General features: G+C 60.0%; 12 protein-coding genes. 5 read left to right on the top strand and 7 right to left on the bottom strand.

The genetic code is table 11. The annotated features are described in order from the left end of the window. Positions 1-71 precede the first annotated feature (71 nt). A complete protein-coding gene (locus ACRESJ_RS16900; RefSeq protein WP_431758922.1) occupies positions 72-527 on the top strand; it encodes a YaiI/YqxD family protein in 456 nt (151 codons plus the stop codon). 78 nt (positions 528-605) lie between these two features. Here the strand turns inward: ACRESJ_RS16900 and elbB are convergent, their stop codons facing one another. Continuing rightward, on the bottom strand, positions 606-1,274 hold the full coding sequence (gene elbB / locus ACRESJ_RS16895; protein ID WP_431758921.1) for an isoprenoid biosynthesis glyoxalase ElbB: 669 nt from the start codon (positions 1,272-1,274) through the stop codon (positions 606-608). A gap of 116 nt (positions 1,275-1,390) precedes the next feature. Between elbB and ACRESJ_RS16890 the strand changes: the two genes are divergently transcribed. Continuing rightward, a complete protein-coding gene (locus ACRESJ_RS16890; RefSeq protein ID WP_431758920.1) occupies positions 1,391-2,626 on the top strand; it encodes a sterol desaturase family protein in 1,236 nt (411 codons plus the stop codon). On the opposite strand, the gene ACRESJ_RS16885 is transcribed toward ACRESJ_RS16890, so the two are convergent. Then, positions 2,607-3,239, bottom strand: coding sequence for a DedA family protein (locus ACRESJ_RS16885; protein ID WP_431758919.1), 633 nt, complete (start codon positions 3,237-3,239; stop codon positions 2,607-2,609). The genes ACRESJ_RS16890 and ACRESJ_RS16885 overlap by 20 nt on opposite strands. A gap of 304 nt (positions 3,240-3,543) precedes the next feature. Here ACRESJ_RS16885 and hemB point away from each other — a divergent pair, with 304 nt between their 5' ends. Beyond that, positions 3,544-4,557, top strand: a complete 1,014-nt coding sequence (gene hemB / locus ACRESJ_RS16880; RefSeq protein ID WP_431758918.1) for a porphobilinogen synthase — start codon at positions 3,544-3,546, stop codon at positions 4,555-4,557. Positions 4,558-4,575: 18 nt separating this feature from the next. After that, positions 4,576-6,801 (top strand): polyphosphate kinase 1, encoded by a 2,226-nt coding sequence (gene ppk1 / locus ACRESJ_RS16875; protein WP_431758917.1) that lies wholly within the window; start codon positions 4,576-4,578, stop codon positions 6,799-6,801. A 159-nt stretch (positions 6,802-6,960) separates the two neighbouring features. Here ppk1 and ppx read toward each other — a convergent pair whose 3' ends face one another. The 5 genes from ppx to ACRESJ_RS16850 form a co-directional block, all read right to left on the bottom strand. Beyond that, positions 6,961-8,463 carry an exopolyphosphatase gene (gene ppx / locus ACRESJ_RS16870; protein WP_431758923.1) on the bottom strand — a complete coding sequence of 501 codons (1,503 nt, stop codon included), beginning with the start codon at positions 8,461-8,463 and terminating at the stop codon, positions 6,961-6,963. A 245-nt stretch (positions 8,464-8,708) separates the two neighbouring features. Then, positions 8,709-9,446, bottom strand: a complete 738-nt coding sequence (locus tag ACRESJ_RS16865; protein ID WP_431758916.1) for an amino acid ABC transporter ATP-binding protein — start codon at positions 9,444-9,446, stop codon at positions 8,709-8,711. Beyond that, positions 9,433-10,083, bottom strand: a complete 651-nt coding sequence (locus tag ACRESJ_RS16860) for an amino acid ABC transporter permease (RefSeq protein WP_431758915.1) — start codon at positions 10,081-10,083, stop codon at positions 9,433-9,435. Before ACRESJ_RS16860 ends, ACRESJ_RS16865 begins: the two co-directional genes overlap by 14 nt. Continuing rightward, on the bottom strand, positions 10,080-10,748 hold the full coding sequence (locus ACRESJ_RS16855; protein ID WP_431758914.1) for an amino acid ABC transporter permease: 669 nt from the start codon (positions 10,746-10,748) through the stop codon (positions 10,080-10,082). Before ACRESJ_RS16855 ends, ACRESJ_RS16860 begins: the two co-directional genes overlap by 4 nt. A gap of 22 nt (positions 10,749-10,770) precedes the next feature. After that, positions 10,771-11,556, bottom strand: a complete 786-nt coding sequence (locus ACRESJ_RS16850; RefSeq protein WP_431758913.1) for a transporter substrate-binding domain-containing protein — start codon at positions 11,554-11,556, stop codon at positions 10,771-10,773. Between the two features lie 256 nt (positions 11,557-11,812). Between ACRESJ_RS16850 and ACRESJ_RS16845 the strand changes: the two genes are divergently transcribed. Continuing rightward, complete coding sequence (locus tag ACRESJ_RS16845; RefSeq protein WP_431758912.1) at positions 11,813-12,520, top strand: FadR/GntR family transcriptional regulator; 708 nt, start codon at positions 11,813-11,815, stop codon at positions 12,518-12,520. Positions 12,521-12,714: the final 194 nt, after the last annotated feature.

Here is a 12,714-nt window from a genome sequence, read left to right as displayed (position 1 = left end):
TCCTACAGGTGTACGTTAATCCTGTAGGAGCTGCCGCAGGCTGCGATCTTTTGCTTTCAGAGGTAAAAAACATGCGCGTATGGATAGATGCCGATGCCTGCCCACGGGCGGCCAAGGATCTGGTGGTGAAGTTCGCCCTCAAGCGGCAGTTCGAAGTGGTGATGGTGGCCGGGCAACCGCAGACCAAGCCGGGCCTGGCCCTGGTGAAGCTGATCGTGGTGCCGAGCGGTCCGGATGCGGCTGACGATTACCTGGTGGAACACGCGGTGCCCGGTGAGCTGGTGATCTGCAGCGATATTCCTCTGGCCGACCGGCTGGTGAAAAAGGGCGTCGCGGCGCTGGACCCTCGGGGCAAGGAGTTCGATGAACGGAACATGGGCGATCGGCTGGCGGTGCGCAACCTGTTTGCTGACTTGCGAGAGCAGGGTCAGGTCAGTGGCGGCCCGGCGCCGTTTGGCGAGCGTGAGAAGCAGGCGTTTGCCAATGCGCTGGACCGGATTCTCACCCGTTTATCGCGCCAAGCCTGAAGAGATCGCAGCCTTCGGCAGCTCCTACACCGATCCTTGTAGGAGCTGCCGAAGGCTGCGATCTTTTGATCCTGCTTTTTATTCGTCGTTTTCGTGGGTCAGTTCGAGCACGCGGTCGACCAGCTTATTGATGCCCGAAGCCGCCTCGCTGATGCTCTGGGCCAGCATGTACGCCGGTGTGCTGACCAGTTTGCGCGCCTTGTCTTCGACGATGTCGCTGACGGCGCATTCCTTGTGGGTAGCGCCCATCTTGTTCAGCGCTGCGGCGGTGTCGGCGTCGTTGCCGATGGTGCAGGTCACGCCTGGCCCGTAGATCTTCGCCGCCAGGGCTGGAGAGATGCAGATCAGGCCGACGGGCTTGCCGGCTTCGGCGAAGGCTTCCGTCAAGGCCAGCACTTCGGGCTGTACCGTGCAGCCGGTACCTTCGATGGCGAAGTTGGACAGGTTCTTGGCCGAACCGAACCCGCCCGGAATGATCAGCGCATCGAAATCCTCTACATCCGCCTCGCGGATGTCCTTGACCTCGCCGCGGGCAATTCGCGCCGACTCCACCAGCACGTTGCGTGACTCAGGCATTTCTTCGCCGGTCAGGTGGTTGATCACATGCAGCTGCGCGATATTCGGTGCGAAACACTGTACCTGCGCGCCGCGCTGGTCCAGGCGCAGCAGCGTTATCACGCTCTCATAGATCTCGGCGCCGTCGTACACACCACAACCGGAAAGGATCACTGCAACTTTTTTGCTCATGGGCTTTTCTCCAGATTCATGGCGTTAAATGTCCACTAATTTGTCACTCGTTGCCATAGGGTTATTTCGCGGCTACACATAGCATCTGTCCTTAAAAATTCCGTTCAGGACGCCTTATGGACTTCATTCTGTACGCGGTGCCGTTTTTCTTTGTGTTGATCGCCGTCGAGCTGCTGGCCGACCGTTGGCGCGGGGTCAGCAACTATCGGCTGGCGGACGCGATCAACAGCATCAGCACCGGCGTGCTGTCCACCACCACCGGCCTTTTGACCAAGGGCGTGGGGTTGGTGACCTATGGGTTTGCCCTCAAGCACCTGGCCTTGTTCGAGCTCTCGGCGGACAGCATTTGGGTCTGGGTGTTTGCCTTTGTCTTTTATGACTTCTGTTACTACTGGCTGCACCGTATGGGCCACGAGCGCAACATCCTTTGGGCTGCGCACCTGGTGCATCACCAGAGTGAGGAATACAACCTCTCCACCGCCTTGCGCCAGACCAGCACCGGGTTCCTGTTGAGCTGGATCTTCTACCTGCCCATGGCCGTGGCTGGCGTGCCGCTGCTGGTGTTCGTCAGCGTCGCGGCGCTGAACCTGCTGTACCAGTTCTGGGTGCATACCCGGCACATCCCCAAGCTTGGCTGGTTCGAATGGTTCTTCGTCACGCCATCCAATCATCGGGCTCACCATGCACAGAACGCTCTCTACATGGATCGCAACTACGGCGGGGTGTTCATTATTTGGGACCGACTGTTTGGCTCGTTCCAGGAAGAGGACGACAACGAGCCGGTGATTTTCGGCGTCACCACACCGCTGGCGAGCTGGAATCCGATATGGGCCAATGTGCAGTTCTACGCGCAGTTGTGGGCGGATGCGCGGCGTGCTGAACGCGTGTGGGACAAGGTGCGGATCTGGTTCATGCGCACGGGCTGGCGGCCGGCGGACGTAGCGGCCAAGTACCCGATGGGCAAGCCGGATCTGAGTCAGTTTCGCAAATTTGAAGTGCCTCTGGATGGGCGTCAGCAGCTTTACGTCCTGCTGCAGTTCTGCGTCTACATCGCCTTGGGCAGTTATTTGATGAACCTGGAGCCCAGCTTGTCGCCTGCCGCACTGGTGTTGGGCTGGGGTGCAGTGGCGCTGGGGTTGTTCGTGCTGGGCGTGGCCCTGGAGAATCGCCCGTGGGCGTTGAAGCTGGAGTTACTGCGACTGGTGTCGAACGTGCCGCTGGTTTGGCTGGCGCCACTGGTGGGGCTGTGGCCGGCCAGCGCGGTGGGCTGGATCGGCATGCTCAGTTACAGCCTGCTCAGCGGTCTCGGTCTCTACTGTTGCCGAAGCCGTCTCACTCGGCTGGCGTCTTAGTTCCGCCGGACTTGGCCTGTTCGGCCTTCAGGGCTTGCTCGTTGGCGTAGATCTCTTTGGCCAGGCGGGCATTCTTGAAGCGGCGGCGCAGCCACAGTCCCAAGCCCAGGGCGAGCAGGGCGCCGAGAACCCAAAGCTCGTACTTCTTGATGCTGCCCAGCATGCCTTCGAGCACCGCGCCAAAGTGATAGGCGGCAGCCGCCAGCGCGGTAGCCCAGATCGCGGCACCGATCCCGTTGAGCAGCAGGTAGCGTCCCGGTGGATAGCCGGACAGGCCGATCGCCACGGGCATGACCGTGCGCAGGCCGTAAACGAAGCGGAAACTCAGGACCCAGATGTCCGGGTGCTTGCGGATATGCTCCAGTGCCCGGTCACCCATCAATTGCCAGCGCGGCTTGCGAGCCAGCAACTTGCGCCCGTGCTTGCGCCCCAGGAAGTACCACAGCTGATCGCCGGCATAACTGCCGAAGAACGCCACGACCACCACCAGGTTGATGTCCATGTATCCACGGAACGCAAGGAAGCCCGCGAGCACCAGAATGGTTTCGCCTTCGAAAAACGTGCCGAGGAACAAGGCAAAGTAGCCGAAGTCATGCAGAAATTGTTGGAGCATTGTCTGGGTGCTGGCGAAATGAACGCGCAGCCTAACCCTTCGTACACATTCAGGAAAGTGTCCAAATGTGTCTCGACGTGAACAATTCCTACAAGGACAATGGAATGCGGCTACGTGTCACAGGGTGTGCAGGTGTCTCGTCCTGGCTTCACGTTCGAGCTGCAGCGAGTGGATTTTGTTGGCATACAAGGCGCCGCTGCGGCTGAACAGTGAAGCCAGGACGAGACACTTTTGTCATACGTTCGTCATAATGGCCGCTTATAACTGTCACGCTCGCCCGTACGCGCGGGCTCAGGAGTCTGCCGTGAGCTTTACCCCCGCCAACCGTTTGTTCCCCGCAACCCGCCTGCGCCGCAACCGTCGTGACGATTTCTCGCGTCGACTGGTCCGTGAAAACGTCCTGACCGTCGATGACCTGATTTTGCCGGTGTTCGTGCTGGACGGTGAAAACCGCCGCGAAGCCGTGGCCTCGATGCCGGGCGTCGAACGCCTGACCATCGACCTGCTGCTTGAAGAAGCGGCCAAATGGGTCGAGCTGGGGATTCCGGCACTGGCACTGTTCCCGGTTACGCCTACGGAATTGAAGTCGCTGGACGGCGCCGAAGCGTGGAACCCTGAGGGCATTGCCCAGCGCGCTACTCGCGCCTTGCGCGCTCAATTCCCTGAACTGGGTGTGATCACCGACGTTGCTCTGGACCCATTCACCACCCACGGTCAGGACGGCATCCTCGACGAAGAAGGCTACGTGCAGAACGACATCACCGTCGATGCACTGGTCAGGCAAGCCCTGTCGCATGCCGAGGCCGGTGCTCAGGTGGTGGCCCCGTCGGACATGATGGATGGCCGTATCCAGGCTATCCGCGAAGCCCTCGAAGTGGCCGGCCACGTCAACGTGCGGATCATGGCCTACTCGGCGAAGTACGCCAGTGCCTACTACGGCCCGTTCCGTGATGCGGTCGGTTCGGCGCTGAACCTGGGCAAGGCCAACAAGGCCTCCTATCAGATGGACCCGGCCAACACCAACGAAGCCCTGCACGAAGTGGCTGCTGACTTGTCAGAAGGCGCAGACATGGTCATGGTCAAGCCAGGCATGCCGTATCTGGACATCCTTTGCCGGGTCAAAGAAGAATTCAAAGTGCCGACGTTTGTCTATCAAGTCAGCGGCGAATACGCGATGCACATGGCGGCGATCCAGAATGGCTGGTTGAGCGAAGGGGTTATTCTCGAATCGCTGACTGCTTTCAAACGTGCAGGCGCTGATGGCATCCTGACGTACTTTGCCGTTCGTGCCGCTCAATTGCTACGAGAGCAGAAATAGCCCTCCCAGGAACACGTGATGAATACCGAAGTGCTCACTGAAGTTGCCGTACAAGACGCTCAGCCCGTGGTGGAGCAAATCGACGAGACCCCGCCAGAGCTGGAGCCAGCTCCACCTGTGGCGGTTGTCGAGACCGCTGCGGCAGCGCCGGCGATTGCCGTTCCTGGCCTGGATGACAGTAGCCTGTACATCCACCGCGAGCTGTCGCAACTGCAGTTCAATATCCGCGTGCTGGAACAGGCGCTGGATGAGTCCTACCCGTTACTGGAAAGGCTGAAGTTTCTGCTGATCTTCTCCAGTAACCTGGACGAGTTCTTCGAGATTCGCGTCGCCGGCCTGAAGAAGCAGATCACCTTTGCCCGTGAACAGGCGGGCGCCGATGGCTTGCAACCGCATCAGGCACTGGCGCGCATCAGTGAGCTGGTGCACGGTCATGTTGACCGCCAGTACGCGATCCTCAACGACATTCTGTTGCCGGAGCTGGAAAAACATCAGGTCCGCTTCATCCGTCGCCGCCATTGGAACACCAAGTTGAAAACCTGGGTCCGCCGGTATTTCCGCGACGAGATCGCGCCGATCATCACCCCGATCGGCCTCGACCCGACTCACCCGTTCCCGTTGCTGGTGAACAAGAGCCTGAACTTCATCGTCGAACTCGAAGGTATCGACGCCTTCGGTCGCGATTCCGGTCTGGCTATCATTCCGGCCCCGCGCCTGCTGCCACGTGTCATCAAGGTGCCGGAAGAAGTCGGCGGCTCCGGCGACAACTACGTGTTCCTGTCGTCGATGATCCACGCCCACGCCGACGACCTGTTCCAGGGCATGAAGGTCAAGGGTTGCTACCAGTTCCGCCTGACCCGAAACGCCGATCTGGCGCTGGACTCCGAGGACGTCGAAGACTTGGCCCGTGCCCTGCGCGGTGAGCTGTTCTCGCGTCGCTACGGTGATGCGGTGCGTCTGGAAGTCGCCGACACCTGCCCGAAACAACTGTCCGACTACTTGCTCAAGCAGTTCAACCTGAGTGAGACCGAGTTGTATCAGGTCAACGGTCCGGTGAACCTGACCCGCCTGTTCAGCATCACCGGCCTGGACAGCCAGCGCGAGTTGCAACATCTGCCGTTTACACCGCAGATTCCGAAACTGCTGCAAAACAGCGAGAACATTTTCAGCGTGATCAGCAAGCAGGACATCCTGCTGCTGCACCCATTCGAATCCTTTACGCCAGTGGTCGACCTGCTGCGTCAGGCCGCAAAAGATCCGCATGTATTGGCGGTGCGCCAGACGTTGTACCGCTCCGGTGCCAACTCTGAAATCGTCGATGCACTGGTGGATGCGGCGCGTAACGGCAAGGAAGTTACTGCCGTGATCGAACTGCGCGCACGGTTTGACGAAGAGTCAAACCTGCAACTGGCCAGCCGCCTGCAAGCGGCCGGTGCGGTGGTGATCTATGGCGTGGTCGGCTTCAAGACCCACGCCAAGATGATGCTGATCCTGCGTCGCGAGGCCGGCGAGATTGTGCGTTACGCGCACCTCGGCACCGGTAACTACCACGCCGGCAACGCCCGCCTGTACACCGACTACAGCTTACTGACCTCCGACGACGCCCTGTGCGAAGACGTCGGCAAACTGTTCAGCCAGTTGATCGGCATGGGTAAAACCCTGCGCATGAAGAAGTTGCTGCACGCGCCGTTCACCCTGAAGAAGGGCATGCTCGACATGATTGCCCGCGAAACCCAGTTCGCCCTGGACGGCAAACCGGCGCACATCATTGCCAAGTTCAACTCGCTGACCGATCCGAAGATCATCCGCGCGCTGTACAAGGCCAGCCAGTCTGGCGTGCGTATCGATTTGGTAGTACGCGGCATGTGCTGCCTGCGACCGGGTATCGCCGGGGTTTCGCACAACATTCATGTTCGTTCGATCATCGGTCGATTCCTTGAACACACCCGGGTTTTCTACTTCCTCAATGGCGGCGACGAGCAGATGTTCCTGTCCAGTGCCGACTGGATGGAGCGCAACCTGGACAAGCGCGTCGAGACTTGCTTCCCGGTGGAAGGCAAGAAGCTGATCATGCGGGTCAAGAAAGAGTTGGAGTTGTATCTCACCGACAACACCCACAGCTGGATCCTGCAGTCGGACGGTCGTTACATCCGCAACACGCCGACCGGCAACCAGAATCCGCGCAGTGCTCAGGCGACCTTGCTGGAGCGTTTGGGCAGTCCGATCCTGCCGGTTAGCAGCTGACCGGCAGTTTTGACACAAAAAAAGGCGATCCCAAGGGATCGCCTTTTTTATTGCGCACATTATTCCCTGTAGGAGCTGCCGAAGGCTGCGATCTTTTGATCTTGCTTCTGAAAATCAAAGTTCAAAAGATCGCAGCCTTCGGCAGCTCCTACATAAGGATCAGCGCACGCTCAGGACGATATCAACCCGGGTCAGCCATTGCGCTTCAATTTCGAAGTCGGCCTGGGTCAGTTGGTTGTCCTCCAGCCAATTCTCCGGGAACACCACTTCCAGGCTGTTGCCATTGGCGTTGAGTTCCACCTGGGGCATTTGCTGGGTGCCACGGATGTGATGGAACAGGATGGCAAACCGCAGCAGCACGCACAGGCGAATCAGCTTGATGCCGTCATCGTCGAAGTCGGCAAACCTGTCCTTGGGGATGTTACGGCGATGGCCACGCACCAGCAGCGCGAGCATCAACTGGTCTTCGCGAGAGAACCCGGCGAGGTCCGAGTGTTCGATCAGGTAGGAACCGTGCTTGTGATATTGATAGTGAGCTATGTCCAGGCCCACTTCATGGACCTTGGCCGCCCAGCTGAGCAGTTCGCGCCATACGCCGTCTTCCAGATCCCAGTCCTTGGCCACTTGATCGAACGCGTGCAGGGCTTTGCGCTCGACCCGCACCGCTTGTTCCAGATCGACGTGGTAGCGCTCCATCAGCGAGGTCAGGGTGCGTTCGCGCACGTCTTCGTGGTGATGACGGCCCAGCAGGTCGTAGAGCACGCCTTCACGCAGCGCGCCTTCGCAGTGATCCATGCGTTGCAGTTCGAGGGCGTCGAAAATGGCTTCGAGAATCGCCAGGCCCGCCGGGAAAATCGCGCGACGGTCAGGCTTGATGCCTTCGAAGTCGATCTTCTCGACGTCGCCGAGCTTGATCAGCTTGCGCTTGAGCCAGGCCAGGCCTTCGGCGTTGACTTCGCCGCTGCCGTGGCCGCCAGCCTTCAGAGCAAGGCCGATGGCGCGGATGGTGCCCGAGGAGCCGATGGCTTCATCCCAGGTCAGGCGGTGCAGGGCGTGTTCAATGCTCATGATCTCCAACCGCGCCGCGGTGTAAGCCTGGGCATAGCGGGCCGGAGTGATCTTGCCGTCCTTGAAGTAGCGTTGGGTGAAGCTCACGCAACCCATTTGCAGGCTTTCGCGCAGCAGCGGTTCGAAACGCTGGCCGATGATGAATTCGGTACTGCCGCCGCCGATGTCGGCCACCAGGCGCTTGCCCGGCGTGTCGGCGAGGGTGTGGGATACACCGAGGTAGATCAGGCGCGCTTCTTCACGACCGGAGATGACTTCCACGGGGTGACCGAGGATTTCTTCGGCGCGGTGGATGAATTCGGCGCGGTTACGCGCCTCACGCAGGGCGTTGGTACCGACGATCCGCACGGCGCCCAGCGGCATACCGTTGATCAGTTGGGCAAAGCGCTTGAGGCAATCGAGGCCGCGCTGCATCGATTCTTCGCTGAGTTGGCGCTCTTCGTCGATGCCGGCGGCCAGCTGAACCTTCTCCCCGAGACGCTCGAGAATACGGATTTCGCCGTTCTGGGCCTTGGCCACGACCATGTGAAAGCTGTTGGAGCCCAGGTCGATTGCGGCGATCAGGGACAGATTCTTGGCTTGGGATTGCGGCATGGTCAGGGTCTCGGTCGATAACCCTGCCATCGTGCCACGATCAAAGGCTGACGCCAACGCGCAGTATTCAAAGCCTTGATTCTGCGCAGCTCTGCCGGTGACCGCTGCGCGGTCAATCGCTAGCAGGCTAGCTCCCACATTGGAATGTGTACTTCTGTGGGCACTAGCTGCTCCCACGTTGGAATGCGTACCCCTGTGGGAGCTAGCCTGCTAGCGATGAGGGCCTTAAAGACACTGAGGTTCTTTCAGGCTGTCGCTTCAACCGTCCCAATGAAATTCGCCAGCTCCGCAGTCTGCGGATTGGCAAACAACACCTTCGGATCACCCACTTCATGCACCTTGCCCTGGTGCATGAACACCAGCTTATCCCCAACCTCCCGGGCGAAGCGCATTTCGTGGGTGACCATGATCAACGTCATGCCTTCCCTGGCCAGTTGCCGGACCACGCTCAGCACTTCGTTGACCAGTTCCGGGTCCAGGGCGGAGGTGATTTCGTCGCATAGCAACACCTTTGGCGACATCGCAAGCGCTCGGGCGATGGCTACCCGCTGTTGCTGTCCGCCGGACAATCGATCGGGGAAGGCATCGAACTTCTCCCCCAGCCCGACCCGCTCCAGCATCTGCCGCGCCAATTCGGCGGCCTTGGCTTTCGGCACTTTCTGAACCACTTGCGGCGCAAGCATCACGTTCTCGCCCACGGTCAGGTGCGGGAACAGGTTGAACTGCTGAAACACCATCCCGACTTTCTGCCGCAGGCTACGCAGGTCTGCGCGGGCTGCGTCCAGGTATTCGCCATCGACTTCGATGACACCGTCGTTGATCGATTCCAGACCGTTAAGCGTGCGCAGCAAGGTGGATTTGCCCGAGCCGCTACGGCCGATGATCGCCACCACCTGGCCTTCCTCGATGCTCAGGTCGATGCCTTTGAGCACATGGTGGTCGCCGTAATATTTATGCAGGGCGGAAATTCTAAGCAGAGGCATGCAGTCTCCTTTCCAGGTAGCGCGCACTGAGTGACAAGGGGTAGCAGAGCAAGAAGTAGCCGAGGGCGACGAGACCGTAGACCATGAACGGTTCGAAGGTCGCGTTGGCGAGCATGCCGCCGGTCTTGGTCAGTTCGGTGAAGCCGATGATCGAGGTGACGGCGGTGCCTTTGACCACTTGCACCGAGAACCCCACGGTCGGCGCGACGGTGACGCGCAGGGCTTGCGGCAGGATGACGTAGCGCAATTGCTCCAGCGGACTGAGCGCCAGGCTCGACGAGGCTTCCCACTGGCCATTGGGGATCGAGTCGACGCACCCGCGCCAGATCTCCGCCAAATAGGCGCTGGTGAACAGCGTCAGGGCGATTGCCGCAGCCATCCACGGGGAAATTTCCAACCCGGCCAATGCCACGCCGAAAAACACCAGGAACAGCTGCATCAATAGCGGCGTGCCCTGGAACAGTTCGATGTAAGTACGGGCGAATCTACGCGGCAGGGATCTGTCCGAGATGCGCATGACCATGATCAACAGGCCAATCAGCCCGCCGCCAATGAACGCCACCAGCGACAACGCCAATGTCCATTGCAGGCCCATGAGCAGATTGCGCACGATGTCCCAGAAAGTGAAATCGCTCATCGGCTGCTCCTCGAAATGTAGCGCGTCCCGATCCAGTTCAGCAGTTGGCGGATCAACAAGGCCATGCACAGGTACAGCAGCGTGGTCAGGGCGTAGGTTTCAAAGGCGCGGAAGTTGCGTGATTGAATGAAGTTGGCGGCAAAGCTCAGCTCCTCGGTAGCGATCTGCGAACACACCGCTGAACCGAGCATGACGATGATGATCTGGCTGCTCAGGGCCGGCCAGACCTTGCCCAGCGCCGGTAGCAACACAACATGGCGGAACGCCTCGAAGCGCGTCATCGCCAATGCAGCAGCAGCTTCCAGTTGGCCCCGAGGGATCGCCTGGATACCGGCGCGGATGATTTCGGTCGAGTAGGCGCCGAGGTTGATCACCATCGCCAACACCGCCGCCTGCCATTCGGATATCTGCACGCCCAGGGACGGCAGGCCGAAGAAGATGAAAAACAACTGCACCAGAAACGGCGTGTTGCGGATCAACTCGACGTAGACCGCGAAAATCCCGGCAAACGGGCGGATGTTCCATGCCCGCACCAGCGCTCCAACGATGCCCAGCCCCACGCCGAGCACCGCGCCGATGGCCGTCAGCTCAAGGGTGAACAGCGCACCGCGCAACAAAACATCGGTGTTTTGTGCCACCGGCAAGAAATCGAACTGATAAGCCATAGCGTGTCTCCTGCGCGCCGAATCAGAGATCGGCCGGCAGCGGTTCTTTCAGCCAGGTCAGGGCGTTCTTTTCCAGCGCTCCATCGCCCTTGGCGGTCACGAGGATCTGGTTGACCTTGTCCAGCAGCGCTGGCTCGTTCTTGTTCACGCCGACGTAAACCGGTGAATCCTTGAGTTTCACTTTCAGCGCCGGCACACGTTTCGGGCTTTTCTCGCTGATCGCCACCATCACCACGTTGCCGCTGGCAATCAGGTCGACTTGCCCGGCCAGATAAGCAGCAATGGTCGAGTTGTTGTCTTCGAAGCGTTTGATGGTCACTCCTTCGGGGGCAACCTTGGTCAGTTCGATGTCTTCGATGGCGCCACGGGTGACGCTGATGGTTTTGCCCTTGAGGTCGTCCAGGCCCTTGATGTCGGCGTCTGGTGGGCCGAAGACCGCGAGATAGAACGGTGCATAGGGCCGGGAGAAGTCGATGACCTTTTCACGCTCCGGGTTCTTGCCCAGGCTGGAAATCACCAGGTCAACCTTGCCAGTGGTCAGGAACGGGATGCGGTTGGTGCTGTTGACCGGAGTCAGCTCAAGTTTGACCTTGAGCTGATCGGCCAGCAGTTTGGCGGTGTCGATGTCCAGGCCTCGCGGTTTCATGTCCGGGCCGACCGAACCGAAGGGTGGGAAGTCTTGTGGCACGGCGACCTTGAGGACGCCGCGCTTGACCACATCCTCCAGGCCGTCGGCGTGGGCGGGGGCCTGGCTCAGCATCAGGCTGGTGAACAAAGCTGCGAGGAGGGCGCTGTAACGCAGGGTCATGGCAAATCTCCGACTCTTCGATAAGTGATTTCTGCGGATCGACAGAGCACGGGGCATGCCAACATGGGAGTTTGGGGGCGCGAGGGCGCGGTTTTGTTGGCGTCCCACGGTCTTACTGGTCTGAACTGTCAGGCTATGTTTCGCACCCCGATAGCGCATCCATGAAGTTCACCGAACCCCCATGGGGCACGACTTGCCGGGCGCCGCGAATAGCTTTACAACTGTGTGCACATTGGCCTGGTTCGTCTGGAAAACCATGAATTCGATCTCCCGCGCCGTACCTGAAGTGGCGCTGCAAGCCATCCGCAAACTGATTACCGAACAGGGCTTCGGGCCGGGGGATGCCTTGCCCTCGCAACGGGACCTGGCGGTGCAGTTGGGGGTCAGTCGGGCGTCGTTGCGCGAGGCGCTGTCATCGTTGAGCGCGTTGGGAGTGATCAGCATCCGGCCGGGCAAGGGTGTGTTCGTGCAGTCGTCGGTGGAGTTGCCGAGAGTCGAGGCAGTGCCAGGCTGGCCGTTCGCGGCGCAGGCTTCGCCGCTGGATATCTTCCAGCTGCGTTATGCGCTGGAGGGGTTCGCCGCGGGGTTGGCGGCCGTGACCTTGAGTACCGATGAGCTCGATGCGCTGGAAGATAATGTCGCCGCCATGCGCAACGAACTGAAGTCTGGCGACTTCGAAGCCGCGGCGCGTCTGGATTTTGAGTTCCACCACCGCATTCTGCTGGCCAGCGGTAATCAGGCGATGCTGAGCATCCTGACCGCCAGTGCCGATATCTTCCTGGAGAGCCAGAAGCTACCGTTCATCCGGGCCGAACGGGCCATGGAAACCTGGCAGGAACACCGCAAAATCCTTCGCGCGCTGGCGCGTCGAGCTTCGGGTGCCGCACAAAAAGCCATGCATGAACATGTGCGTAACGCGGCCCTGCGCACCGGAATCGCATTCGTCGCTCCCGCCACCGCATGACCTGAGCTATACCCAAACTCATGGATCACCATAGCGAGACTCAATCATCTGCACCTTCCTGAACGAAGGAAGGGCAGCTATGATGGGCCACGTTTTTTTGCTTACAACCCTGGAGAATTCCATGAGCAGCGATCTTATCAAACACGTTAGCGACGCTAGCTTCGAGGCCGACGTACTCAAGGCTGAAGGCGCTG

This window comes from Pseudomonas sp. (assembly GCF_050739655.1).
GTDB lineage: Bacteria > Pseudomonadota > Gammaproteobacteria > Pseudomonadales > Pseudomonadaceae > Aquipseudomonas.
The sequence above is the reverse complement of the archived record's forward strand: the minus strand, read 5'-3'. Positions and strand labels throughout refer to the sequence as shown.